Consider the following 26,115-nt stretch of genomic DNA (forward strand, 5'->3'; position numbering starts at 1 on the left):
TGCAGGGTCATTGGGGCGCGGGAGTTTAACAGTTATGGCTCCAGCAGGCCCATTCGCCTGTGGGCCCGTTGCACCGAACCATTGCGCATGGCCCAACGCAGCAAGGGCGCGCTGCGCTTGACTCCTGCACGGATCATCTGGCGTTGCATCGGGCTTTGCTTCTGCCCAAGCATGTCGCTGGCCCAGTCCGGCAGCAGGTCGATGCCGGCCTGCATCATCAGCGCGCCGAACGGCTTGGCCAAGGTGCTCGGGGATGGCGCATTGAGCAGCAGGCGCAGGACCTCGTGGCTGCGTCCGTCACACAGCAGTTGCGGGCGAATACGCTCAAGGTAATCGGAAATTTCCTGGCGTGACCGCGGGACATGCCGCGCGCCCAGTTGCTCGGCCACCAAGGCGATTTCGCTGTAGTACCGGTCTTGATCCCTTGGGGATAAATCCGGGTTGCGATAACGCAGGTGGGCCGCGAGAAAGTTGCTGACCTCCGCCACATGCACCCAGGTCAACAGTTCGGGGTCGCTGGCGGCGTAGGGCCGGCCGTCCGGTGCATGGCCGACCACTTGCAAGTGAATGGTGCGCACTTTCTCGATCAGCCATTCGGCGTCCCGCCGCGAACCGAATGTGGTGCCGGAAATAAACTGCGAGGTGCGCCGTAAACGCCCCAGCATGTCCTGCCGAAAGTTCGAGTGGTCCCACACGCCGGCCAGCGCCAGCGGGTGCAATGCCTGCAGCATCAAGGCGCTGATGCCGCCAATCAACATGCTGCTGAAGTCGCCATGGACCTTCCAGCTCACCGAGTTCGGCCCGAAGAGACCTGGATCACCCTTGGGGTTTTCCAGGTCGAGTTGGCCCAGCGACAAGCCGGTCAGGCTCATCAGCTGGTTTTCGATGCGGCTGCGAATGAATTCCATGGGTTCCTATCGGTTGAGGCGCTTGTCGATCAGGCCGTCCACTACGCTCGGGTCGGCGAGAGTGGACGTATCCCCCAGGCTGTCCAGTTCGTTGCAGGCAATCTTGCGCAAAATCCGTCGCATGATCTTGCCTGAGCGGGTTTTCGGCAAGGCCGGCGCCCATTGAATCAGTTCGGGCTTGGCGAAGCTGCCGATTTCCTTGCTCACCAGGTCCAGCAGGTGCTTTTTCAGCGCATCGTCGGGTTCGACGCCATTCATGGGCGTGACGAAGGCATAGATGCCCTGGCCCTTGAGGTCGTGGGGGTAGCCCACCACTGCGGCCTCGGCGACCTGGTCATGCAGCACCAGCGCGCTTTCCACCTCGGCGGTGCCGATACGGTGCCCGGACACGTTGATCACGTCATCGATGCGCCCGGTGATCCAGTAGTCGCCGTCCTCGTCACGCCGCGCGCCGTCGCCAGTGAAGTAGTAGCCGGGGTAGGGTTTGAAATAGGTGTCGATCATCCGCTGCGGGTCGCCGTACACGCTGCGGATCTGCCCCGGCCAGCTCGATTTGATCGCCAGCACGCCGCTGCCGGCGCCGATGATTTCCTTGCCTTGCTCATCGAGCAGCACCGGTACCACGCCAAACATTGGTTGGGTGGCGCAGCCGGGTTTGATGCGCTGGGCGCTGACCAGCGGGCTGAGCATGATGCCGCCGGTTTCGGTCTGCCACCAGGTGTCGACAATCGGGCAGCGTTGTTCGCCGACCGCGTTGAAGTACCAGTCCCAGGCTTCCGGGTTGATCGGCTCGCCGACGCTGCCGAGCAGGCGCAGGCTGGCGCGGGAGGTGTTTTCCAGCGGGCCGTGGCCTTCCCGCATCAGCGCGCGCAAGGCGGTGGGCGCGGTGTAGAAGATATTGACCTGATGCTTGTCGATCACCTGCCAGAACCGTGAGCTGTCAGGGTAGCTCGGCACGCCTTCGAACATCAGCGAGGTCGCGCCATTGGCCAGCGGGCCATAGACGATGTAGCTGTGGCCGGTCACCCAACCGACATCGGCGGTGCACCAGAACACTTCGCCGTCGCGGTAATCGAGCACGTACTTGAAGGTCATCGCGGCTTGCAGCAGGTAGCCACCGGTGGTGTGCAGCACGCCTTTGGGTTTGCCGGTACTGCCGGAGGTATAGAGGATAAACAGCGGGTCTTCCGCGTCCATCGGCTCGGGCGGGCAGTCGTCGCTGACCGCGTCCAGGGCTTGTTGATACTTGAGGTCGCGGCCTTCGGTCCAATTGACCGTCGCGCCGGTGCGCTGTACCACCAGCACCGTGCTGACGCCCGGGCAACTGGCCAGGGCCTTGTCGACATTCTGTTTCAACGCCACCGGCTTGCCACCGCGCACGCCTTCATCGGCGGTGATCACCGTGCGGCAATCGGCGTCGAGAATGCGGTCGCGCAGGGCGTCTGGCGAGAAGCCACCAAACACCACCGAATGCACCGCGCCGATCCGCGTGCAGGCCAGCATTGCGTAGGCCGCTTCGGGAATCATCGGCATGTAGATGCACACCCGGTCGCCTTTCTTCACGCCACGGCTTTTCAGCACATTGGCCAGGCGGCTGACGTTTTGGTGGAGTTGGCGGTAGGTGATTTTGGAGGATGTCGCAGGGTCATCGCCCTCCCAGATGAAGGCCGGCTGATCGGCGCGTTGCGCCAGGTGACGGTCGATGCAGTTGTAGCTGACGTTCAGTTGGCCTCCGGCAAACCATTGGGCGGCGCCGGTCTTGATGTCGGACTTTTGGACGGTCTGCCAAGGCGTGGTCCAGTCGAGAAAGCGCTTGGCCTGCTCGGCCCAGAAGGTGTCGGGTTGCTCGACGGATTGGCGGTAGAGGCGCTGGTAGTCCTCTTGACTGAGTTGCGCAGCCCGGCGGACGGCATCGGCGGTGGGGAACGTGCTGATATCGAACATGAGGGATCCTTATTCTTGTTTTTTGCGACAAGAGGGGAGCTTTGCGACCCTCGTAGGAGCTGGCAAGCCAGCTCCTACAAGGGTCCGCTCCCGCAGGTTCAGACCCTCATTGTAGTGCTGATACCATCAACCGCGGTGACGGCCGCGGAAGTAGTTGATCAACCCCTGGGTGGACGCATCGTCCGCAGGCTGTTCTTCAGTGCCGGTCAGGCGGTTGTAGACGCCTTTGCCCAGCTCCTTGCCCAGCTCCACGCCCCATTGGTCGAAGGCGTTGATACCCCAGATGACGCTCTGCACGAACACTTTGTGCTCATACATGGCCACCAGCGCGCCGAGACGGCGAGGGCTGATGCGCTCAACCACAATGGTGTTGCTCGGACGGTTGCCCGGGATCACCTTGTGCGGCGCCAGCTTCTCTACTTCAGCTTCGGCCATGCCTTTGTCGCGCAGTTCAGCTTCAGCTTCGGCGCGGGTCTTGCCGAGCATCAGTGCCTGGCTCTGGGACAGGCAGTTGGCGTACAGCCACTGATGGTGGTCGGAGACCGGGTTGAAGCTGACGATCGGCACGATGAAGTCGGCCGGGATCAGTTGGGTGCCCTGGTGCAGCAGCTGGTGGTAAGCGTGCTGGCCGTTGCAGCCTACGCCGCCCCAGATAACCGGGCCGGTGTCGGTGGAAACCGGCGTACCGTCCTGGCGCACGCTCTTGCCGTTGGATTCCATGTCCAGCTGTTGCAAGTGCTTGGTGATGTTACGCAGGTAGTGGTCGTACGGCAGGATCGCGTGGCTCTGCGCGCCCCAGAAGTTGCCGTACCACACGCCCAGCAGGCCCAGCAGCACCGGCATGTTCGCTTCGAACGGTGCGGTCTGGAAGTGCTGGTCCATGGTGTAGGCACCGGACAACAGCTCCTTGAAGTTGGACATGCCGATGGCCAGCGCGATCGGCAAGCCGATGGCCGACCACAGCGAGTAACGACCGCCGACCCAGTCCCACATCGGGAAGATGTTTTCTTCGCGGATACCGAAGGCCACGGCGGCCGCGTTGTTACTCGATACGGCGATGAAGTGGCGATACAGCTCGGCCTCCGAACCACCCTGGGCCAGGTACCAGGCGCGGGCGGCCTGGGCGTTTTTCAGGGTTTCGAGGGTGTTGAAGGATTTCGACGAGACGATGAACAGCGTGGTCTCGGCGCGCAGCTTCATGGTCAGCTCGTGGAACTCGCTGCCGTCGATGTTCGCCAGGTAATGGCAGCGCACGCCTTTGTGGGCGTAGGACAACAGCGCTTCGGAGACCAGCTCCGGGCCGAGGAACGAGCCACCGATACCGATGTTCACCACGTCGGTGATCGGCTTCTCGGTGTAGCCACGCCACAGGCCGTCGTGGATGCGGCCGACCAGGTCAGTGATCTGGTTCAGCACCTTGTGCACGTCCGGCATGATGTTCACGCCGTTGACCGACAGCTTGTCACCCACCGGGCGACGCAGCGCGGTGTGCAGCGCCGGGCGGCCTTCGGAAGAGTTGACCGGCTCGCCGTTGAACAGCGACTTGATCGCGCCCTGAAGGTCGACTTCCTTGGCCAGGCCCACCAGCAGGTCGCGGGTTTCGCGGGTGATCAGGTTTTTCGAGTAATCGAGGAAAAGCCCGCAGCTGCTCAAGGTGAATTCGGTAAAGCGCTGGGGGTCGGCATTAAAGGCTTCGCGCATGCTGAAATCCTGCATGGCTTGGCGATGTTGATTGAGCGCTTGCCAGGCGGGCAGAGCGGTAACGTCATGAGGAGTGCGGTAGTACGCCATCGCTGCGGGTTTCCTTTTTATTGCTGGGACTGCTGTAGGACACTTCAAAGCCGGGAATGTCCTGTCTTTGTGAAGATGACAGGCTCCGGTCGACGCCAACCAATAGCGTAGGGCGAATACATTAAACCTAGCGTGTCGATCTGTCTTGGCTTTGTCTGCGCTGTGGCCGGTACTTTTTTATACCGGCCGATCAGGCAGTGCAACAGGCGGGGTGTGTCGCGGGGTCAGTTCAGGTGCAAATGCAGGTTGTCGATGAGCCGGGTGGCGCCCAGGTAGGCGGCGACCAGAATCACTACATCCTTGTCGTCAGCGGTGGCCGGGCGCAGGTGCAGGCCCTGGCGGACCTCCAGGTAGTCCATGCGAAAACCTGCAGCTTCGATCTGCTGCACCTGCACGGCACGCAGTTTGGCGAAGTCGCGGTCACCTGCTTCAATCGCCGCGGCAATCTGGCTGAGGCTACGGTACAGCACCGGTGCGATGGCGCGCTGCTCCTCGGTGAGGTAACCGTTGCGCGACGACAGCGCGAGGCCATCGTCGGCGCGTACGGTCGGCTCGCCGATAATCTGGATCGGCATGTTCAGGTCATGAACCATGGCGCGAATCACCGCCAGTTGCTGGTAGTCCTTCTGGCCAAAGATCGCCAGGTCCGGCTGGACCATGTTGAACAGCTTGCTGACCACCGTGGCCACGCCTTCAAAATGCCCGGGACGGCTGGCGCCGCACAGGCCTTCGGACAGTTGCGGCACGCTGACGCGCGTCTGGCCGGCCATGCCGTCGGGGTACATCTCGTCGACGGTCGGGGCGAACAGCAGGTTGCAGCCGGCCTGCAGCAGTTTCTCCTGGTCGGCCGCGAGGGTGCGTGGGTATTTGTCCAGGTCTTCGCCGGCGCCGAATTGCAGCGGGTTGACGAAAATGCTCGCCACCACGAAGTCCGCTTGTTGCGCGGCTTTGGTCACCAGCGTCGCATGGCCGCTGTGCAGGTTGCCCATGGTGGGCACAAAGCCGATGCGTTTGCCCGCGCTGCGGGCATGGGCGACGGCGGCGCGCAGTTCGCGCACGGTTTTGACGGTGTTCATGCAGAGAATCCGTGTTCGGCGCCCGGGAAGGTGACGGCTTTGACTTCGCTGACATAGGCGGCGATGGCCGATTGGATGCTGTCCTGGCCCGTCATGAAGTTTTTCACGAACTTGGGTACGCGGCCGGTGAGGGACAGGCCCAGCATGTCGTGCACTACCAGAACCTGGCCGTCGGTGTCAGCGCCTGCGCCGATACCGATCACCGGTACCTTGACCGCCTGGGTGATTTCCGCTGCCAATTCGCTCGGCACGCACTCCAGCAAAATCATGCACGCGCCGGCCTGCTCAAGGGCGATGGCATCGGCGCGCATCTGGCGTGCCTGGGCTTCGCCGCGGCCTTGTACCTTGTAGCCGCCGAGGATGTTGACCGACTGCGGCGTCAGGCCCATGTGTGCGCAAACCGGCACGCCGCGTTCGGCCAGCAAACGGATCGACTCGGCGAGCCACGCCGCACCTTCAACCTTGACCATGTGCGCACCGGCCCGCATCAGCTTGGCGCTGTTGGTCAGGGTCTGTTCGATGGTGGCATCGGCCATGAAGGGCAGGTCGGCAATGATGAACGCGCCCTCGTTACCGCGTTTGACGCAGGCGGTGTGGTAGGCGATGTCTTCGGTGGTCACGGGCAGGGTGCTGTCATTCCCTTGCAGGACCATTCCCAGGGAGTCCCCCACCAGCAGCACTTCAACGCCAGCCTGGCAACTGGCCTGGGCAAAAGTGGCGTCGTAGCTGGTCAGCATGGTGATTTTTTCACCTTTGAGCTTGAGGCTCTGCAAGGTGCTAAGGGTAACGTTTGGCATGAAAAGGGTCCTCATTCAGGCGCTTGGAAACAGCGAGTAACGCGCGTGAGTCTTCGTTTATACAGGCGCACTTTCTTAAGGATCAGTGCTTATAAGGCCTGGATTGCGCCCTTTAGCGCCGGGTAGGCGGCAGCGGGACGCCTATAGTCGTGAGGAGAACTCTGGAAGTCAATTGGATGTGTTACCGCATTGTTACGGCCGGGGTGTTACCGCTGTTACTGATGCGATTCAGCAGGTCCACCGGTGTATTCAAAGGCGCCGCAGATCACTGTGGGAGCTGGCTTGCCTGCGATTGCATCACCGCGACATACCTGATGCACCGGGTCGACTGCATCGCAGGCAAGCCAGCTCCCACATGATCGTGTCAGGCCTCCGGCAGGCGTTCCAGGCCGACAAACGGGCAGGCGTCCAGCAGCTCACTCAGCAGGCGGCCATCGGCCAGTTGCAGGCCGGCGGGGGCCAGTTCTGCCAGCGGGTAAAGCACGAATGCCCGCAGGTGCATTTGATAGTGCGGCACCGTCAGGCGCGGCTCATCGATCAGCCGGTCGCCGAATACCAGGATGTCCAGGTCCAGGGTGCGCGGGCCCCAGCGTTCAAGGCGCTCGCGGCCCTGGTCATTCTCGATGGCTTGCAGCGCATCGAGCAGTTCCAGCGGCGCGAGGGCGCTGTCCAGGGCCGCGACCGCATTGGTGTAACGCGGTTGGCCCGGGAGCAGGGAATCACTTTGATAGAAGGCAGAGACGCCCGCCAGCGTGGTGTTCGGCAATTGCGCCAAGGCCTCGACGGCATGGCGCAATTGTTGTTCAGGGGCCGCCAGGTTGCTGCCCAGGCCGATGTAGATACGTTCCACGGGCTTACTCGCCAGAGGCGCTCGAGGCATCGCCAGCGCTGCGTTTGCGCTTGCTGCCACTGCTGCGGCGACGTTTTTTCGGGCCATCACCGGCGGCTTCGCCCTTGCTGCCGAGCTCTTTGATCATCTCGCGGCGCTGGCTGTCGTTGGCGTCCTGGTAGTCGGTCCACCATTCGCCCAGGCCATCGGTTTGTTCGCCGGCGCTTTCGCGCAGCAACAGGAAGTCGTAGCCGGCACGGAAGCGTGGGTTGTCCAGCAGCAGGTCGGCGCGTTTGCCGCTGCGGCGTGGCAGGCGCTCCTGCATGTCCCAGATCTCGCGGATCGGCATGGTGAAGCGTTTCGGAATGGCGATGCGCTGGCATTGCTCGGCGATCAGCTCGTGAGCCGCTTCCTGCATGGCCGGAATCGCCGGCATGCCACGGTCTTGCAGGCGCATCACACGTTTTGGCAGCGCTGGCCACAACAGGGCGGCAAACAGGAACGCCGGGGTGACCGGTTTGTTCTGCTTGATGCGCAGGTCGGTGTTGATCAAGGCTTCACTGATCAGCGTGTGGGTGTAGGTCGGGTTGTACTCCAGTGCTTCGGCGCTGGCCGGGAACAATGGGTCGAACAACTGCAGGTCTACCAGCATTTCGAAGGTGTCGGCGGCATAACCGGAGAGGAACAGCTTGAGCACCTCTTCGAACAACCGGGCCGAGGGGATTTCCCGCAGCATCGGTGCCAGGTCGCGAATCGGCGCGGCCGTGTGCTTCTCGATCCCGAAGTTCAGCTTCGCGGCAAAACGCACCGCCCGCAGCATGCGCACCGGGTCTTCCTGGTAGCGTTGCGTCGGGTCGCCGATCAGGCGCAGCAGGTTGTTGCGGATGTCGTGTACGCCATTGGCGTAATCGAGAATGCGCTCGCTGACCGGGTCGTAATACAAGGCATTGATGGTGAAGTCGCGGCGTTGCGCGTCTTCTTCCAGCGTGCCGTAGACATTGTCCCGCAGGATGCGTCCGCTTTCATTGCGGGAAGACTGGTTAGTGTCTTCTTCTTCATCGTTTTGCGGGTGGTTGGCGCGGAAGGTCGCGACCTCGATGATCTCGCGACCAAAGTGGATATGCACCAACTTGAAGCGCCGGCCGATGATCCGCGCATTGCGGAATTCGGCACGCACCTGTTCCGGCGTGGCGCTGGTGGCGACGTCGAAATCCTTGGGAGTGATATTGAGCAGCATGTCGCGCACGCAACCGCCAACCAGGTAAGCCTGGTAGCCGGCGTTCTGCAAACGTTCGACGATGTTCACCGCATAACGGCTGAACTGGGCGCGTTGCAGCGAATGCTGGCTGCTGTTGAGCACTTCAGGCGTGCTGCGTTTGTGTTGCGTACGACGCAAGGGAGAACGGAATGACTGGAACAACTTCTTCAGCATGGGATGCACTGTTTGAAGGAATGTTCGGCCATAACGAAGAATGACCGCATGATGGGCGGGGATTCTAGCATTTAGTCAGGGGATGGTGTAGGAACTAGCTGCAAGGCTTGAGCCAGAAGCTTAAAAGAAGGGTGGCAAGCGCCAAATCGCGGAAACTACAAGGGGAGCCGAAGCTCCCCCAGAAGTAGTTGCGTGCTCTATTTTTATTATTGGTTTCGGGCTTCTTGTTTTTGTTGATCGCCCTCGCCATGAAGCTTCACCTTCATGACACTCCCAATCGGGAGCCAAGAGCAAACGGATTGCTTTGGTCGCTGTGTTGCTGATCTACGATCCAACCAGTTCAGGCTCTGCCTTAGGGCAGTTTTTGTTGTTCTCGGCCTGGTTGCGGGGCAAGCCCCAAATGCAACGCCTCTCCAAAAGAATCAGTTAGCTGCGCCTCCGCCGTGTTGTTTTTGTTATGCGTGAGTCGATTCGTCTTATTTTTATTGTCTTGTACATTTGCTTGTTATTGTTTTTGTACTAAGCATATAGCAGGGTGCGTGCCAACTTTTGCGAGGCCCAGCAAAATAAGGGGTTCGAGGCGTTTTCGGCTTTTTTGAAGGCGAAAAAAAGCCGGGGCTTCGTTACCGTAAGCCCCGGCTTTTGTTACGTGAAAAATCAGCGGTAACAGTTTTTTCACATCTGAGGGTGTTACCTGTGGGGGCGACCCACTCAGCTTTCGCTGGCAACCCCGGTTTTACGCCGCGGGATACCCAGGCGCTGGCGCCGTTCCCATAGGCATTTACGGCTGACGCCCAGTTTGCGCGCCAGTTCGGTCTCGGTCATGTGGTCCTGGTGCTCGAGGACGAAATGCTGGAAGTAATCTTCCAGTGACAAATCTTCCGTCGGCTCGTGGCTGTTGTTACTGCCACCCTGCTGCGGCGGCAGGCCGATGAAGTCGTCGTCATCCAGGTCGCTGAGTTCGATATCGATCCCCAACAGCTCGGCGGAAATTTCCGGGCTCTCCGACAGAATCACTGCACGTTCCACCGCGTTCTCCAGCTCCCGCACGTTACCGGGCCAGGAGTAGTGGCGGATAGCCTGTTCGGCATCGGCGGCAAACTTCAGGTCGGTTCGGTTGATGCGCGCACTCTGGCGCGCCAGGAAGGCGGTGGCGATCTCGTTGACGTCGGCGCCGCGTTCACGCAGGGCCGGCAGTTTGAGTGCGATCACGTGCAGGCGGTAATAAAGGTCTTCACGGAACTGGCCGATCTTGGCCAGGCTTTTCAGGTCACGGTGTGTGGCCGCGATCAGTCGTACGTCGACCTTCTGCGACTGAACCGAGCCGACGCGGCGGATTTCACCTTCCTGGAGTACCCGCAGCAAGCGTGCCTGGGCTTCCAGCGGCAGTTCGCCAATCTCGTCGAGGAACAGCGTGCCGCCGTCGGCGGCTTCAACCAAACCCGCGCGGCCAGCGCTGGCGCCGGTAAAGGCACCTTTTTCATGGCCGAACAATTCGGATTCGATCAGGGATTCCGGGATCGCCGCACAGTTCACCGAGATCATCGGTGCCTTGGCGCGCTTGGACAGGTTGTGCAGGGCGCGGGCCACCAGTTCTTTACCGGTACCCGACTCGCCCTGGATCAATACATTGGAGTCGGTTGGCGCCACTTTGCGGATCTTGCTGTACAGGTCCTGCATCGGTGGGCAGGAGCCGATGATGCCGATTTCGCCATTACTGTTATCAACGCCGGGCTTTTCAGCACCGTTGACGGCCTTGCCCGCTGCCGGGCGCTCAGCCGGTGCGCTGCTGGCGGATTGGCGGTCACGCAGGATACGGGCCACGGCCTGGAGCATTTCGTCGTGGTCGAAAGGCTTGGCGATGTAGTCCACCGCGCCCATCTTCATCGAATCCACAGCAGAACGCAGGCTGGCGTAGCTGGTCATGATCAGCACCGGGGTGCCTTGGCCGAGTTTGATCAACTCGGTGCCAGGGGCGCCCGGCAAACGTAGGTCACTGACGATCAGGTCGAACGTGGGAATGCTGAAACGCTCTTGGGCTTCCTGCACCGAGCCGGCTTCGCTGACCTGGTACTGATTACGTTCAAGCAGGCGACGCAAGGCAGAGCGGATAATGGTTTCGTCTTCGACGATCAAAATGTGCGGCATTGATTCAACTCTCTCGACGGTCTCAGTTCACAGCGGACGTCGCTTCGACATGACGCGGCAAGGTCACCCGAATACGGGTGCCGCGTTGGCTTTCGGTGTCAGCCGGGCTGTCGATGGTGATTTGTCCATAATGCTCTTCAACGATGGAATAGACCAGTGCAAGGCCCAGACCGGTACCTTCACCCGGATCCTTGGTGGTGAAGAAGGGTTCGAACAATCGATCCATGATGTTCTGTGGAATGCCGCTGCCTTCGTCCTCCACGATCAAATCGACCGTGTGCTCGAAAGCCTCGCTCTTGACCCGTACTGCGCTGCCGGCCGGCGATGCGTCGCGGGCGTTGGACAGCAGGTTGATCAGCACTTGGGCCAGGCGTTGTGAATCACCGTCGACCCAGTGTTCCGGGTCGCACAGGTTGAAGAACTGTACTTCGAAATTGCGCCGGTTCAAGGCCAGCAGCCCAATGGCATCCTGAGCCACTTCGGCCAGGCACACGGCCTCGTCATGATTCTGATGGGCGCCGGCGTGGGCAAAGCTCATCAGCGACTGCACGATGCGCGAAACACGCTTGGTCTGCTCAAGAATCTGCCCGCTGATCTCGATGATTTCGCCGTCTTCCTCGCGCTCTTCCCGCAGGTTTTGCGCGAGGCAGGCGATACCGGTGATCGGATTGCCGATTTCATGGGCCACGCCGGCCGCCAGGCGTCCGATGCTGGCCAGGCGCTCGGAGTGCACCAGCTTGTCTTCGAGCATCTGGGTTTCGGTCAGGTCTTCCACCAGCAGCACCAGGCCGCTGTTGCCGGGCGCCAATGGCTCGTCGATAGCGGCCTTGTGCAGGTTGAGCCAGCGGGTCTGGCCGTCCAGCGCCAGGTGCTGTTTGTGCAAGTGTTCGTCGGGCAGGTTGATGAAGCCCTGGAGCAATTCTTTCCACGGGTCGCCAATGGTGTTCAGGCGCGAGCCCACCACGCGCTGGGCGGCGATGCCGGTGAGCTCTTCCATGGCCTTGTTCCACATCAGGATCTCTTGATCCTTGGCCAGGGAGCAGACGCCCATCGGCAACTCCTGCAACGTTTGGCGGTGATAGCGGCGCAAGGCGTCGAGTTCGGCGGCGAGGCCGGTGAGGCGCGAGTGGTAATCCTCCAGCCGGCTTTCGATGAAGTGGATGTCTTCGGTCACGTAGTTTTCGCCGCCGGCCTTGTAGGGCAGGAAGGTCTCGACCATGTCCTGGGACACACTCGGGCCCATCAAGCCGGAAAGGTTGGCTTCGATGCGGTCACGCAGGCGGCGCAAGGCGTAAGGCCGGCGCTCGTCGAACGGCAGGTAAAGATCGCGCAGGGCCTGTTCGACTTCCTTTTGCGCGGCCTTGGCGCCCAGCGGCTTGGCCAGTTGCGTGGCGAATTCCTGGGGTGATGCGGCGTGCAGTTCACGGCGTTGCGGGCGGCGTACGTTATCCACCGCGCAGGCTTCGGCGGCGCTGGTTTCTTCGGGGCTGGCGTTGGTGAACAGCGAGATCAGGGTGAACATCAGTACGTTTGCAGCCAGCGAGGCAATCGCAGCCATGTGCCAGCTGGTGTCGTCGAGTACGTAGATCATGTTCAGCAACGGGATGTAGAAACCCTGCAGATTGCCCACCAGCGGCAACAGCATGGTTACGGTCCACACCAGGATCCCGGCCAGCAGCCCGGCGATAAAGCCACGGCGGTTGGCAGTCGGCCAGTACAGCACCGACAACACGCCCGGCAGGAACTGCAAGGTGGCGACGAAGGCGACAATGCCCAGGTTGGCCAGGTCCTGCTCGGCGCCCAGTAACAGGTAGAAACCATAGCCGGCCATGATGATCGCGACGATCAGGGCCCGGCGGGTCCATTTCAGCCAGCGGTAGATATTGCCTTCGGCCGGCGGTTGGTAGAGCGGCAGCACCAGGTGATTGAGCGCCATCCCCGACAGCGCCAGGGTGCTGACGATGATCAGCCCGCTGGAGGCCGATAACCCGCCGACATACGCCAGCAGCGCCAGAGACTTGCTGTTCGCGGCAATGCCGACGCCCAGGGTGAAGTATTCCGGATTAGTGGTGGCGCCAAGCTTCAGGCCGGCCCAGAGGATCAGCGGCACCGCCAGGCTCATCAGCAGCAGGAACAGCGGCAAACCCCAGCTGGCGCTGACCAGCGAGCGCGGGTTGAGGTTCTCGGTGAAGGTCATGTGGTACATGTGCGGCATCACGATGGCCGAGGCGAAAAACACCAACAGCAGCGTGCGCCATGGGCCTTCCTGCAACGGTGTGTGCAGCGCGGCCAGGGCAGTCTGGTTTTGCAGCAGCCACAGTTCCAGCTGTTGCGGGCCGTCGAATACGCCATACAGCGCATACAGGCCTACGCCGCCAATGGCGATCAGCTTGATCACCGATTCAAACGCGATGGCGAACACCAGGCCTTCGTGTTTCTCACGGGTAGCGATATGCCGTGAGCCAAAGAAAATCGTGAACAGGGTGATCAGTGCGCAGAAGCTCAATGCAACGCGGTGTTGTACCGGCTCGCGGGTCAGGATGCTGATGGAATCGGCCACGGCCTGAATCTGCAAGGCCAGCAGCGGCAGCACGCCGATCAGCATGAAGATGGTGGTCAGCGCACCGGCCCAGGTGCTGCGAAAACGGAAGGCAAACAGGTCGGCCAGGGACGACAGCTGGTAGGTGCGGGTGATTTTCAGGATCGGATACAGCAGCACCGGCGCCAGCAAGAACGCCCCGGACACCCCGAGGTAGCTCGAAAGAAAGCCATAACCGTACTGATAGGCCAGGCCCACCGTGCCATAAAACGCCCAGGCGCTGGCGTACACGCCCAGGGACAAGGTGTAGGTCAACGGATGGCGAATGATCGCCCGCGGAATCATTCCACGTTCACTGATCCAGGCTACCCCGAACAACGCGGCCAGGTAGGCGGCGCTGATCAGCAGCATCTCGGTCAGGCTAAAGCTCATCGGCATCTTTTTGGCTCTGCAGGATGAAAGTCACGACGATCAGAATCAGCCAAAGCAGATAGGGCCGGTACCAGGCGCCTGTGGCGTCGATCCACCAATCCATGATGGCGGGAGAAAACAGGTAGATCCCGACGACCAGCAGCAGGACCAATCGATAGATGTACATGTTGGCCTCTGATTGAAAAACTGCGGCGATGGTAACGGATGGCTCGCAAGCTGCAAGCGCCTTCAGCGCAATTGCGCTTCGGCCAGCGTGAGTGTGCGCGGGATCTGTGTGGCATCCCAGTGTTGAATGCCCCAATCCAGCAGTTCCCGTGGGCTGGCGTGGTTCAGTTCGTCGCCCGCTGGCTGGCCGAGGGCACGCAGGGCTCTTAACAGCAAAGGCGTCGCTTGGTCCGTGGTCAACGGCGGTGAGCGGTAGGATTTGCCCAATTTGTTACCGTCCGGCTGGATGATCAGCGGCACATGCAGGTAACGCGGTTGGGGCAGGCCGAGCAGTTCCTGCAGGTACAGCTGGCGCGGTGTGGAGTCGAGCAGGTCGGCGCCGCGCACGATGTCGGTAATGCCTTGCCAGGCGTCATCAAGGACCACGGCCAGTTGGTAGGCATAGAGGCCGTCCCGGCGGCGGATGATGAAATCGCCTACGTCGCGCCCCAGATGCTGTCGGAATTCGCTTTGTACGCGATCGGTGAAATGATATTCCAGCTCCGGCACCCGCAGGCGGATGGCGGCATCTTGCTGGTCATGGCCGGCATTGCGGCACAGCCCCGGATAAATCCCGTTGTAGGGTTCCAGTTGCTTGCGCGAACAGGTGCAGGCGTAGGCCAGGCCGTGATTGAACAGGCGGTTGAGCACTTCAGCGTAGGCATCATGCCGCTCGCTTTGTCGGACCAATTCTCCGTCCCATTCGAAGCCGTAGCGTTCCAGGGCATTGAGGATGGCTGCCTGGGCGCCAGGCTCTTCCCGCGGCGGATCGAGATCTTCCATGCGCATCAGCCAGCGGCCTTGATTGGCGCGGGCGTCGAGGTAGGAGGCGAGGGCGGCGACCAGGGAACCGAAGTGCAGGTGTCCGCTGGGCGTGGGGGCGAAACGCCCGATATAGGAGGAGGCAGTCATGGGCCGGATATTACTGGAAAACCGTCAAACGCCAGAAACAAAAATGGGGCGTTCGCACGCCCCATTTGTTCAGCCCGGCAATGATTACTTGCCGACCTGTTTTTCCTTGATTTCGGCCAAGGTCTTGCAGTCCACGCACAAGTCGGCGGTAGGACGCGCTTCCAGGCGACGAATACCGATCTCGACGCCGCAGGACTCGCACCAGCCATACTCTTCATCTTCGATGAGCTGCAGGGTCTTGTCGATTTTCTTGATCAGCTTGCGCTCGCGATCACGGGCGCGCAGTTCAAGGGCGAACTCTTCTTCCTGGCTGGCACGGTCTGCCGGGTCGGGGAAGTTGGCCGCTTCGTCCTTCATATGGTCAACGGTACGGTCAACCTCTTGCATCAAGTCCTGTTTCCACTGCTTCAGGATCTTGGAGAAGTGTTCGCGCATGGGCTTGCCCATGTATTCCTCACCCTTCGCCTCGACGTAGGGTTGGAAGCCGCTGATGCTCTGTTGCTTTGCTTGGGTGGGCATGAATGGACCGCCTCTCACTCTTCTAATCCATTGCGCAGGATTGCAACATCACCGACACCTGCCGGCCCTGCGGCTGCAAGCGGGCGAACTTACCAGATAGATTCGGGGTGCGCCACTCCCGGTTGTCGAGGCACCGTCTCCTGAGGCTTGCAAACCGCCGCAGGCCCCAGCAGGGCGGGCTTGTACGGTCTCGAATGTTGATTTTAGCTGTTTTGCAGGTAGTTGCCCGCCGTGCTCGCTACAGGTATTGGGGCAATAGAGCGGGTTTTGCGCGGCGGGTTGGGTAGAATCGGGGTTTATCCTCACAGTTAAGGAAGGCTAATGGCTCAGCCCTACAGTGCGCGCAGCCGCGCTATCGAACCTTTCCATGTCATGGCGTTGCTGGCGCGGGCCAATGAATTGCAGGCCGCCGGTCACGACGTGATTCACCTGGAAATCGGCGAGCCGGACTTCACCACCGCCGAGCCCATCATCAAGGCCGGGCAAGCGGCGCTGGCCAATGGCAAGACTCGCTACACCGCGGCCCGCGGGCTGCCGGAGCTGCGCGAAGCCATCAGCGGTTTCTACCAGCAGCGTTATGGGTTGAGCATCGACCCTGAGCGAATTCTGATTACACCAGGCGGCTCGGGTGCCTTGTTGCTGGCGAGCAGCCTACTGGTGGATCCCGGCAAGCACTGGCTGCTGGCAGACCCTGGCTATCCGTGCAACCGTCACTTCCTGCGATTGGTAGAAGGCGCGGCGCAACTGGTCCCGGTGGGCCCCGATGTGCGTTATCAACTGACTGCCGACCTGGTGGCGCGCCATTGGGACCAGGACAGCGTGGGCGCGTTGGTTGCTTCACCCGCCAACCCCACTGGCACCATCCTGACGCGCGATGAGTTGGCCGGGCTGTCGAGCGCCATCAAGGCGCGCAACGGGCACCTGGTGGTGGATGAGATCTATCACGGCCTGACCTACGGCACCGATGCCGCCAGCGTGCTGGAAGTCGACGATGAAGCCTTCGTTCTCAATAGTTTTTCGAAGTATTTCGGAATGACCGGCTGGCGCCTGGGCTGGCTGGTGGCGCCGCCTGCAGCGGTCGGTGAATTGGAGAAGCTCGCGCAGAATCTCTACATCAGTGCGCCGAGCATGGCCCAGCATGCGGCCCTGGCCTGCTTTACCCCGGAAACGTTGAATATTCTTGAGGATCGCCGGGCCGAGTTCGGTCGGCGCCGCGACTTCCTGCTGCCAGCCCTGCGGGAGCTCGGCTTCGGCATCGCTGTAGAGCCGGAAGGTGCGTTCTACTTGTACGCCGATATCAGCAAATTCGGCGGCGATGCCTTTGCCTTCTGCCGACACTTCCTCGAAACCGAGCACGTCGCGTTCACTCCAGGCCTGGATTTCGGTCGCTATCAAGCCGGTCATCATGTGCGTTTTGCCTACACACAAAACCTTGATCGCCTACAGGAAGCCGTCGAACGGATTGCCCGTGGCTTGCGGAGTTGGCAAGGCTGATGCGCTTTAATCCTCCCCTCGAAGAAGGCCGGCTGATCCGCCGCTACAAGCGTTTTCTCGCCGATATCGAAACCGTTACCGGCGAGTTGCTGACCATTCACTGCCCGAACACCGGCTCGATGTTCAACTGCATGGTGGAAGGTGGCCAGGTTTGGTTCAGCCGCTCCAATGACCCCAAGCGCAAGCTGCCCGGCACCTGGGAAATCAGCGAAACCCCTCAAGGGCGCCTGGCGTGCGTGAACACGGCTAGGGCCAATCAGTTAGTGGAAGAAGCGCTGCGCGCGGGAGTTATCACCGAGCTCAATGGCTTTACCGCCTTGAAGCGCGAAGTCGCCTACGGCCAGGAAAACAGCCGGATCGACTTCCGCCTGGATTACCCGGCGGGTGCGGCGTATGTCGAAGTCAAAAGCGTCACCCTCGGGTTTGACGGGACCTCCACTGCCGCGTTTCCCGATGCCGTGACCCAGCGCGGTGCCAAGCATCTGCGTGAGCTGGCGCATCTGGCGCGTGAGGGTGTACGGGCGGTTCAGTTGTACTGCGTCAACCTCTCGGGGATCGATGCGGTGCGTCCTGCCGAAGAAATTGATGCCGGTTATGCGGCTGCGTTGCGTGAGGCCAAAGCGGCGGGCGTCGAGGTGCTGGCCTATGGCGTGCGGGTGACGTCAGAGGAAATCTGTGTCGACCGTCGCCTGGACGTGGTGCTCGGCGACTAGATCTGCACCCACAGGCCCTGTTCGTCCTCGCGGCCGGGCAGGGCAGTCAGGCTCTGGCCGGCGCAAGGCCCGGCGACGCACTCACCGCTCTCGATCAAAAACAGCGCGCCATGGGTGGCGCACTGGATCAGGCTGGCGCTGGGGTCCAGAAACTGGCCCGGCTGCCATTCCAGCGGCACCCCACGATGTGGGCAACGGTTGATATAGAAGTAGGCAACGCCTTCGCGACGCACGGCAAACAGCTTGCGGCCGTCGATATCGAAACCGAGGCTGGTGTTGGGTACGAGCTCGCTGGAGGCGCAGAGAAACTTCATATCGGTCCTTAAGTGCCGCCGTTTGCGGGCTGCAAGGCTATCCTGAGTTTGCCGGCGAGCCCGGTGCTTGACGTGCAAATGCAAACAATTATCAAATGCCGGCTTCGCCCGCTAGCTGACTGGGCGCTCTGTACGATGTCGGGCAGCGTTGATCTGTCACATTGCGAGTGTTTCAGCGGGCCCACCCCTTGGAAGGAAACCCTTTTATGCGCCTGAGTGCCAGCGCTATCGCGCTCGTTGTCGGACTGCTGGTCAACGCTGGGGCCCAGGCCTCTGAACTGCCACAACGCTGGGTCAGCGCCGGTGGCGCGTTGTCGGAATGGGTGACGGCCCTGGGCGGTGAGTCAAAGTTGGTGGGCGTGGACACCACCAGTCAGCACCCTGAATCCCTCAAGGCGTTACCGAGCATTGGTTATCAGCGTCAGTTGTCGGCGGAAGGCATCCTCAGCCTGCGTCCGCAAATCCTGGTCGGCACCGAAGAAATGGGACCGCCGCCGGTGTTGGCGCAAATCCGCAATGCCGGTGTGAAAGTGGAGCTGTTTTCCGCCGAGCCGGACCTGCCAACCCTGCAAGGCAACCTTCAGCATTTGGGCAAGTTACTGGGCAGCGAAGCCAAGGCCGCCGAACTGTTCAGCGATTACCAGAAACAACTTGATCAACAAAAGAACTGGGTGACCAAGGCCCAGGCCACGCAAAAGGCGCCTGGCGTGTTGCTGCTGCTGGGGCATGCCGGTGGCAAACCGCTGATCGCGGGTAAAGACACGGCGGCTGACTGGATGCTGCAACAGGCCGGCGGCCATAACCTGGCAACCCACAGTGGTTACAAACCGTTTTCCGTGGAATCCCTGGCGGGGCTCAATCCCGAGGTGCTGGTGTTTGCCGATCGTGCCCTGACGGGTGATGCGGCCCGCGCGGCGCTGTTCAAGGAGAATCCAATCCTGGCTTCAACGCCGGCGGCCAAGAACGGGCGCGTCTATGAGCTGGATCCGACCCTGCTGGTGGGCGGGCTGGGCCCGCGCCTGCCGCAAAGTCTGGTGAAGCTGTCTGCCGGGTTCTATCCGTCCCAGGCTAAAACCGCCCCATGACCACTCTGGTTAAACCGCGAACCCTGTTTATCGGCTTGAGCCTGTTGTGTGTGTTGGCGATCTGGTTGTCACTGGCCCTGGGGCCGGTCAGCTTGCCGTTGATGGACACACTGCGGGCAGCCTTGCGCTTGCTGGGTGTGCCGATCGAGGCTCAGGGGCTGGAACAGGCTGAGCTGATTCTCGGGCAGATTCGCCTGCCACGCACGCTGTTGGGGCTGGCCGTTGGCGGGGTGTTGGCGCTCTCGGGTGTTGCCATGCAGGGGTTGTTTCGCAACCCCTTGGCCGACCCCGGCCTGGTCGGGGTCTCCAGCGGCGCGGCGTTGGGCGCGGCGATTGCGATTGTCGGCGGCGCATTTTTTGGCGGCCTGCCGGATGCTCTCGGGCCGTACCTGCTGTCGTTGTGTGCCTTTCTTGGCGGCTTGGGGGTGACGGCGCTGGTCTATCGCCTGGGCCGGCGCAACGGCCAAACCAATGTCGCGACCATGTTGCTGGCAGGTATCGCCCTGACAGCCCTCGCCAGTTCGGCGGTGGGCCTGTTTACCTACCTGGCGGATGACGCCACCTTGCGCACCCTGACGTTCTGGAACCTGGGCAGCCTGAATGGCGCCAGTTATTCGCGGCTATGGCCGCTGCTGCTGGTGAGCGCCGGCGTAGCGCTGTGGCTGCCGCGTCGGGCGAAGGCGTTGAATGCGCTGCTGCTGGGTGAGTCGGAAGCCAGTCATTTGGGCATTGATGTTGAAGGCCTCAAGCGCGAACTGGTGTTCTGCACCGCGCTGGGTGTGGGCGCGGCCGTGGCGGCGGCGGGGATGATCGGCTTTGTCGGGCTGGTGGTGCCGCATCTGGTCCGCCTGCTGGCGGGGCCCGACCATCGGGTGTTGCTGCCGGCCTCGGTGCTGGCGGGGGCGAGTTTGCTGTTGTTTGCCGATCTGGTGGCTCGCCTGGCCCTGGCGCCGGCGGAATTGCCGATCGGCATTGTTACCGCGTTTATCGGTGCGCCGTTTTTTCTCTACCTGTTGTTGCGAGGGCGCGCCTGATGCTGCGAGTAGAAGACCTGCAGATTCGCCGGGGGCGCAAAACCGTTCTGGCGGACGTCACCCTGGATCTGCTGCCGGGTGAAGTGCTCGGTGTACTGGGTCCCAACGGTGCGGGAAAAAGTACATTGCTCGGTGCGTTATGTGGCGAGTTGCAGCCCGACCAGGGCCGGGTGTTGCTGGATCAGCGCGAGTTGAAGGGCTGGGGCGGCGCGCAACGTGCCCAGCGCCTGGCGGTATTGCCACAGACCTCGACTCTGGATTTTGCATTTCGTGTCGAAGAGGTCGTCGGCATGGGGCGCTTGCCCCATCAGACCGGCCGTGTGCGTGACGACGCAATCATCGACGCCGCCCTGCAGGCCGCCGATGTTGGTCACTTGAGCGGTCGCAGCTACCTGGCGTTGTCGGGCGGCGAGCGCCAGCGCGTGCACCTGGCGCGGGTGCTGGCGCAGCTGTGGCCGGGGGAAGCAGGGCAGACCCTGTTGCTGGATGAGCCAACATCGATGCTCGATCCACTGCACCAGCACACCACCTTGCAGGCAATCCGCACCTTTGCCGACCGCGGCGCTGCAGTACTGGTGATTCTTCACGACCTGAACCTGGCGGCACGCTACTGTGATCGCATCCTGTTGCTGGAGGATGGACGGCCACATGCGCTGGATGCGCCTGCGCAAGTCTTGCGCCCCGAGCCGCTCAAGGCAGTGTTTGGGCTGGATGTGTTGGTGCAGCCGCATCCTGAGCGCGGGCATCCATTGATCATTGCACGCTGAAAATCGCCGCAGTTTTCTATAGGCAAAAAAAGACCCGGCAAGAGCCGGGTCAAATAACCGTGATTAGCCTGATGAGGAGATAATCTGAGAGTCCGAACCAATGGTCTTTCAGTTATCGGCTGATCTCGCGACCAGTTGTGATAATCATAACGATTCTCATTTGAGAGTCAACATTTGTTTTTAAGGTCTCGTTGGATTTCCTCAAACATTCGGTTGGAGTCCCCGGAAACATTGATGAAAATTGCCGTCTCAATTCTTTTGGCGTGCCGAAAGAGCGTCCAGCTGACGGTTCAATGCTTCCTTGCGCTCAACGGGAATGTCATTCCAGTGCACATCCATCAGCGCGCCTTCAATGGCATACAGCAGTACTTTGGATGCTCTGAAGCCCCGGGTACGTACGGCACGGTAAGCGTCGACTGCCCCCAGGCGGCGTAAGTCGGACGCGCTGTGGATGCCCACCGCATGCAGCCATTGCGCCGACGTCTTGCCAAGGTTTTTCAGGTGTTGCAGCTCATCATTCATCAAGCCTCCTTGCGACGGCCGAATGGTTCGGTGGGTATCGTTACCAGGCAAGCCTGAAAGGAGTGTAGCGCTCAGTAGGAAAAGCGTAGTTCTTTGGTCGGCAACGACCTAAAAGCTTCTAAGGCAGGCGGGAATTTTGCGTGGGAAAAGAGAGGGCGGCCCGGTACGCCTTGCGCGTAGCCGGGTGCCGATTCTGCGCTTCAGCGTGTGCGGTAGCGCAGGCGCGTGCCGAAATTGACGGACATCAGGATCTCGTCGGCGCTCAACTCAGGCGGGAAGTAAGTCCCGGAAATCTGGGCGTGCGCCAGGCTCGCCCCTTCCAGGGGGCACCCACGCAAATCCAGGCCGCGCAAGTCGGCGGAGCGGAAGTAAGCGTCGGTGAAATCCACGCCCTCGGCGTTCAGGTCGCGCAAGTCCAGGCCGCGAAAGTCGCCGCCACGCATATCGATGGCGCCGTCTTTCGGGCGCTCCTGGTTGAAGCCTCGGATGTCATCTTTATGCAGAAGCGCGTAAAGCGGGGTATCAAGTAGCTTCGGCTGGCTCACAACGGCGACTCCCGTGTTGGAATTATGACGCCATTATAGTGCCACTATTGCTTGGCCGTGAGCCCCGGGAGGCTACACGACCAAGAAATATTTCTTACAGTCCCGGCAGACGCTGACGAATATGTGCCACCAACGCGTCCAGGGTCCCGCTTTCATTGGTCTCCACGCGTTTGCTGAGTAGCAGCTCTTCGGCGCTGAGAGGATCCCGGGTGGCCTGCTGCTCTTCGATGACGGCCAGGGTGGCGTCGGAAGGATCGGTTTTGTCCGCCTGCCGTTGTGCCAGCCAAGCGGCGATAACGGCCTGTGGCGCATTGCAGTCTAGGATCAGGAACGGCGCGCCGGTGGCCTCGGCGATTTTGGCCGCGGCATCGCGTTGTTCGCGCTTGAGGAAGGTGGCATCCAGGACTACCGGGAAACCGGCGCGCAGCACGGTGTCGGCAATCTCGTTCAAGCGTGTGTAGGTCGCAGCGCTGGCGTCTGCGGCGTAGATGCCGGCCTGCGGCGTGTTCTCGACCTTCTGCTCACCGAACAGGCGCTTGCGCTCCACGTCCGAACGCAGGCGAATCGCCCCCAATGCTTCGACCAGGCGCATGGACACGTGGCTTTTGCCCACGGCCGATACGCCGTGGGTGATGGCCAGGAAGCGCGACGGGATGGTGCTGTAGCTTTCTGCCAGGTTGGCGTAGTTGCGGTATTGACGCAGGGTGGTCGCGCGCTGCACCGCGTCTGCCTCGGAAGGCATGCTGAACAGTGCGACTTTGGCGCGTACCAGGGCGCGATAGGCTTTGTAGAAGTTCAGCACCTCCAGGCCTTGATAGTCGCCGGTCAGCTCCAGGTACTGGCTGATAAAGCGCCGCGCCAGGCTTTTGAGGCCACGGTCTTCAAGGTCCATCGCCAGGAAGCCAGTGTCGGCATACACGTCGGTAAAGCGGAACGGTTCGTTGAACTCGATGCAGTCGAAGATCACCACATGGCCATCAATCATCGTGGCGTTGCCGAGGTGGATATCACCGTGGCATTCGCGAGTGAAACCATTGAGCTTGCGTTGCTCGAACAGCGGCTTGAGACGCTCGAAGCTGCTTTCGGCCCAGGCCTGGAGGGCGTCGAGTTGTACCAGGTCGGCCTTGTCGCTGAGGAACGGACGGATCTGCTCGAAGTTCTGGAGCACCGGCGCCATCACATCGTGCGGGGTGCCGGCGGAGTGGCTGGCGGGTACTTTCGGGGCGTTCAGGTGAAAGTGCGCAATCTGCCTGGCCATCTCGTCGATGTGCGAATTGGTCAGTTCGCCGTTGGCTTGCAGGGTGCTGAGCAGTTGGCTCTGCGGGAACTGGCGCATTTTCAGCACGTAATCAAGCACCGGGCCGTCACCGCCCAATTGTGGTGCTTCGGCACTGCCGGTGATTGGCAACACTTCCAGATACAAATCGTCGGTCAGACGCTGGTTGAGGCGCAGTTCTTCATTGCAAAAGTGGCCCCGGGCTTCCAGGGACGTGAAATCGAGGAAGCCGAAATTGACCGGCTTCTTCATCTTATAGGCGTAGTCACCCGTGAGCAGGACCCAGGAAATATGGGTCTCGATGACTTGGAACTTATCCACAGGATGGGAAAACAGGGCCGGGTTTTGTAGGGCTGCAATCAGGGACTGGCTCACGGGCGATCCTTCAGAGTCTGGGAAAATTCATGGCGGGCATTATGGCTCCTACAGGCGGTCGTGCAAACCGCTGTCCGGCTCATGTTGGTCATCAATAAAGTGCGTATAATCCGCCGCCATGACTCGTACCCGATCTCCCCGTTCCCGTAAAAAACCTCCTTCCCGTGGCCTGCGTCCGTGGCTGGGCTGGGCGCTTAAGCTCAGCCTGGTAGGGCTCGTAGTGATCGCCGGCTTCGCGGTCTACCTCGATGCCGTGGTCCAGGAGAAGTTCTCTGGCAAGCGCTGGACCATTCCGGCCAAGGTGTACGCGCGCCCGCTGGAACTGTTCACCGGCCAGAAGCTGAGCAAGGATGACTTCCTCACCGAACTCGATGCCCTGGGTTATCGCCGCGAGGCCGTGAGCAATGGCCCCGGTGCCGCAGCCGTCAGCGGCAACACCGTCGACTTGAACACCCGCGGCTTCCAGTTCTATGAAGGCCTGGAAAAACCCCAGCCGGTACGCGTGCGTTTCTCTGGCGACTATGTGGCCGAACTGTCCTCGCTCAACGGCTCGAAACTGCCGGTGGTGCGTCTGGAACCCTTATTGATCGGTGGGATTTATCCTAAAAACCTGGAAGACCGTATTCTGATCAAGATCGATCAGGTGCCGCCTTACCTGCTGGATACCCTGATAGCCGTGGAAGACCGGGATTACTACAGCCACTGGGGTGTATCGCCCAAATCCATCGCGCGTGCCATTTGGGTCAACACCTCTGGCGGCAAGATGACCCAGGGCGGCAGTACGCTGACGCAACAATTGGTCAAGAACTTCTACCTCACCAACGAACGCAGCCTGACCCGTAAACTCACCGAAGCCATGATGGCAATGCTGCTGGAGTTGCATTACAGCAAGCAGGAAATTCTTGAGGCGTACCTCAACGAAGTGTTCGTCGGCCAGGACGGTCAGCGTGCGGTGCACGGTTTCGGTCTGGCCAGCCAGTTCTTCTTCGGCCAGCCGTTGTCGGAGCTGAAGTTGCATCAAGTGGCGTTGCTGGTGGGCATGGTCAAGGGGCCTTCCTACTACAATCCGCGCCGCAACCCGGAGCGCGCGCTGGAGCGGCGCAACCTGGTGCTCGATGTACTTGAGCAGCAAGGTGTCGCCACCCCGGAACAAGTCGCTGCCGCGAAAAAAATGCCACTGGGTGTGACCACCCGCGGCAAGCTTGCCGACAGCTCGTTCCCGGGCTTCATCGACCTGGTCAAGCGTCAGTTGCGTGACGACTATCGCGACGAAGACTTGACCGAAGAAGGCCTGCGGATCTTCACCAGTTTCGATCCTATCCTGCAGATGAAGGCCGAAGCCTCGGTCAATGACACCTTCAAGCGCCTGGCGGGCCGTAAAGGCTCCGACGATGTCGAGGCCGCCATGGTAGTGACCAATCCGGAAACCGGTGAAGTCCAGGCTATGATCGGCAGTCGCCAGGCCAGCTTTGCCGGGTTCAACCGGGCGCTGGACGCGGTGCGACCGATCGGCTCGCTGGTCAAGCCGGCGGTATACCTGACCGCGCTGGAAAAACCGAGCAAGTACACGCTGACCAGTTGGCTGTCCGATGACCCGTTGTCGGTCAAAGGTGCCGATGGCCAGATGTGGACGCCGCATAACTTTGATCGTCGCTCTCACGGTACGATTTTCCTGTACCAGGGGTTGGCGCATTCCTACAACATCTCGACTTCCCGTCTCGGCCTTGAGCTGGGTGTGCCGAATGTCCTCAAGACGCTCGCGCGCTTGGGCATCACTCGCGAGTTCCCGGCGTTCCCTTCGATGCTGTTGGGTGCTGGCGCGATGAGCCCGATGGAAGTGGCGACCATGTACCAGACCCTGGCCAACGGTGGTTTCAATACGCCGATGCGCGGGATCCGCAGCGTGTTGACGGCAGAGGGCGAACCGCTCAAGCGTTATCCGTTCCAGATCCAGCAGCGCTTTGACCCGGCCTCGATCTACCTGATCCAGAACGCCATGCAGCGCGTGATGCGTGAAGGTACCGGGCGCTCGGCCTATAACGTGCTGCCGGCCAACCTGACGCTGGCGGGCAAGAGCGGCACCAGTAACGATTCCCGGGACAGCTGGTTCGCCGGTTTCAGTCAGGACCTGCTGGCGGTGGTCTGGCTGGGGCGCGATGACAACGGCAAGACACCATTCACCGGTGCCACCGGCGCGTTGCAGGTGTGGACCAGTTTCATGAAGAAGGCCGATCCACTGCCGCTGAACATGCCGCAGCCAGACAATATCGTCCAGGCCTGGATCGACCCGCATACCGGCCAGGGTTCCGATGCCAACTGTCCGGGCGCGGTGCAGATGCCGTATATTCGCGGCAGCGAACCGCCTCCCGGTGCAGCGTGCGGCGCCAGTGCGCCCGCCAGCGCTGAATCGGTGATGGATTGGGTCAAGGGCTGGATGAATTAAGCAAAGAGGGTTTCAC

Annotated in this window: 22 protein-coding genes; 6 read left to right on the forward strand and 16 right to left on the reverse strand. The window is 61.2% G+C overall.

The window, feature by feature from the left end; translation table 11 throughout:
- Positions 1-32: 32 nt before the first annotated feature.
- From V3W39_RS24665 to dksA, 12 genes are all read right to left on the reverse strand, one after another.
- Positions 33-908, reverse strand: a complete 876-nt coding sequence (locus V3W39_RS24665; RefSeq protein WP_294736250.1) for an oxygenase MpaB family protein — start codon at positions 906-908, stop codon at positions 33-35.
- Between the two features lie 6 nt (positions 909-914).
- Positions 915-2,852, reverse strand: coding sequence for an acetate--CoA ligase (acs, locus tag V3W39_RS24670; RefSeq protein WP_330213495.1), 1,938 nt, complete (start codon positions 2,850-2,852; stop codon positions 915-917).
- 126 nt (positions 2,853-2,978) lie between these two features.
- Positions 2,979-4,643: a glucose-6-phosphate isomerase gene (pgi, locus tag V3W39_RS24675; RefSeq protein WP_177042225.1), complete on the reverse strand. Its 1,665-nt coding sequence runs from the start codon at positions 4,641-4,643 to the stop codon at positions 2,979-2,981.
- 224 nt (positions 4,644-4,867) lie between these two features.
- Positions 4,868-5,719 (reverse strand): pantoate--beta-alanine ligase, encoded by an 852-nt coding sequence (panC, locus tag V3W39_RS24680; RefSeq protein WP_330213496.1) that lies wholly within the window; start codon positions 5,717-5,719, stop codon positions 4,868-4,870.
- Positions 5,716-6,516 (reverse strand): 3-methyl-2-oxobutanoate hydroxymethyltransferase, encoded by an 801-nt coding sequence (panB, locus tag V3W39_RS24685; protein WP_330213497.1) that lies wholly within the window; start codon positions 6,514-6,516, stop codon positions 5,716-5,718. The genes panC and panB overlap by 4 nt, the downstream gene beginning before the upstream one ends.
- Before the next feature lie 364 nt (positions 6,517-6,880).
- A complete protein-coding gene (gene folK / locus V3W39_RS24690; RefSeq protein WP_330213498.1) occupies positions 6,881-7,366 on the reverse strand; it encodes a 2-amino-4-hydroxy-6-hydroxymethyldihydropteridine diphosphokinase in 486 nt (161 codons plus the stop codon).
- Between the two features lie 4 nt (positions 7,367-7,370).
- A complete protein-coding gene (locus V3W39_RS24695; protein WP_177042234.1) occupies positions 7,371-8,777 on the reverse strand; it encodes a polynucleotide adenylyltransferase PcnB in 1,407 nt (468 codons plus the stop codon).
- A gap of 711 nt (positions 8,778-9,488) precedes the next feature.
- Positions 9,489-10,925, reverse strand: a complete 1,437-nt coding sequence (locus V3W39_RS24700; RefSeq protein WP_010174370.1) for a sigma-54-dependent transcriptional regulator — start codon at positions 10,923-10,925, stop codon at positions 9,489-9,491.
- A gap of 22 nt (positions 10,926-10,947) precedes the next feature.
- Positions 10,948-13,902, reverse strand: coding sequence for a sensor histidine kinase (locus tag V3W39_RS24705; RefSeq protein WP_023659379.1), 2,955 nt, complete (start codon positions 13,900-13,902; stop codon positions 10,948-10,950).
- Positions 13,886-14,062, reverse strand: a complete 177-nt coding sequence (locus V3W39_RS24710; RefSeq protein WP_003176118.1) for a hypothetical protein — start codon at positions 14,060-14,062, stop codon at positions 13,886-13,888. Before V3W39_RS24710 ends, V3W39_RS24705 begins: the two co-directional genes overlap by 17 nt.
- Positions 14,063-14,124: 62 nt before the next feature.
- Entirely contained in the window at positions 14,125-15,012 is an 888-nt protein-coding gene (gene gluQRS, locus V3W39_RS24715; protein WP_330213499.1) for a tRNA glutamyl-Q(34) synthetase GluQRS, read from the reverse strand.
- 84 nt (positions 15,013-15,096) lie between these two features.
- The gene (gene dksA, locus V3W39_RS24720; RefSeq protein WP_003212154.1) at positions 15,097-15,531 is read right to left on the reverse strand and encodes an RNA polymerase-binding protein DksA; all 435 of its coding nucleotides are present in this window, start codon (positions 15,529-15,531) and stop codon (positions 15,097-15,099) included.
- Positions 15,532-15,852: 321 nt separating this feature from the next.
- Between dksA and V3W39_RS24725 the strand changes: the two genes are divergently transcribed.
- Positions 15,853-17,025: a pyridoxal phosphate-dependent aminotransferase gene (locus tag V3W39_RS24725; protein ID WP_330213500.1), complete on the forward strand. Its 1,173-nt coding sequence runs from the start codon at positions 15,853-15,855 to the stop codon at positions 17,023-17,025.
- Positions 17,025-17,738 carry a DNA/RNA nuclease SfsA gene (gene sfsA, locus V3W39_RS24730; protein ID WP_330213501.1) on the forward strand — a complete coding sequence of 238 codons (714 nt, stop codon included), beginning with the start codon at positions 17,025-17,027 and terminating at the stop codon, positions 17,736-17,738. Before V3W39_RS24725 ends, sfsA begins: the two co-directional genes overlap by 1 nt.
- Here sfsA and V3W39_RS24735 read toward each other — a convergent pair.
- Complete coding sequence (locus V3W39_RS24735; protein ID WP_177120111.1) at positions 17,735-18,052, reverse strand: Rieske (2Fe-2S) protein; 318 nt, start codon at positions 18,050-18,052, stop codon at positions 17,735-17,737. The genes sfsA and V3W39_RS24735 overlap by 4 nt on opposite strands.
- 206 nt (positions 18,053-18,258) lie before the next feature.
- On the opposite strand from V3W39_RS24735, the gene V3W39_RS24740 reads away from it, so the two are divergent.
- Genes V3W39_RS24740 through V3W39_RS24750 form a run of 3 tightly spaced genes read left to right on the forward strand, consistent with a single transcriptional unit; the run spans position 18,259 to position 20,938 of the window.
- Positions 18,259-19,137, forward strand: a complete 879-nt coding sequence (locus V3W39_RS24740) for a heme/hemin ABC transporter substrate-binding protein (protein WP_177042247.1) — start codon at positions 18,259-18,261, stop codon at positions 19,135-19,137.
- Between the two features lie 50 nt (positions 19,138-19,187).
- Positions 19,188-20,171, forward strand: a complete 984-nt coding sequence (locus tag V3W39_RS24745) for a FecCD family ABC transporter permease (RefSeq protein WP_177089531.1) — start codon at positions 19,188-19,190, stop codon at positions 20,169-20,171.
- On the forward strand, positions 20,171-20,938 hold the full coding sequence (locus V3W39_RS24750) for a heme ABC transporter ATP-binding protein (protein WP_330213502.1): 768 nt from the start codon (positions 20,171-20,173) through the stop codon (positions 20,936-20,938). Before V3W39_RS24745 ends, V3W39_RS24750 begins: the two co-directional genes overlap by 1 nt.
- A gap of 249 nt (positions 20,939-21,187) precedes the next feature.
- On the opposite strand, the gene V3W39_RS24755 is transcribed toward V3W39_RS24750, so the two are convergent.
- From V3W39_RS24755 to V3W39_RS24765, 3 genes are all read right to left on the reverse strand, one after another.
- Positions 21,188-21,460: a TfoX/Sxy family protein gene (locus V3W39_RS24755; protein WP_010174414.1), complete on the reverse strand. Its 273-nt coding sequence runs from the start codon at positions 21,458-21,460 to the stop codon at positions 21,188-21,190.
- Between the two features lie 200 nt (positions 21,461-21,660).
- Positions 21,661-22,005, reverse strand: a complete 345-nt coding sequence (locus tag V3W39_RS24760) for a pentapeptide repeat-containing protein (protein ID WP_088423518.1) — start codon at positions 22,003-22,005, stop codon at positions 21,661-21,663.
- A 94-nt stretch (positions 22,006-22,099) separates the two neighbouring features.
- Positions 22,100-23,656, reverse strand: a complete 1,557-nt coding sequence (locus V3W39_RS24765; RefSeq protein ID WP_330213503.1) for a bifunctional aminoglycoside phosphotransferase/ATP-binding protein — start codon at positions 23,654-23,656, stop codon at positions 22,100-22,102.
- Positions 23,657-23,774: 118 nt separating this feature from the next.
- Here V3W39_RS24765 and mrcB point away from each other — a divergent pair, with 118 nt between their 5' ends.
- On the forward strand, positions 23,775-26,099 hold the full coding sequence (gene mrcB / locus V3W39_RS24770; RefSeq protein WP_177042254.1) for a penicillin-binding protein 1B: 2,325 nt from the start codon (positions 23,775-23,777) through the stop codon (positions 26,097-26,099).
- The last annotated feature ends 16 nt before the right edge of the window (positions 26,100-26,115 follow it).

It is taken from the genome of Pseudomonas sp. Z18(2022) (assembly GCF_036346535.1).
Lineage (GTDB): Bacteria > Pseudomonadota > Gammaproteobacteria > Pseudomonadales > Pseudomonadaceae > Aquipseudomonas > Aquipseudomonas yamanorum_A.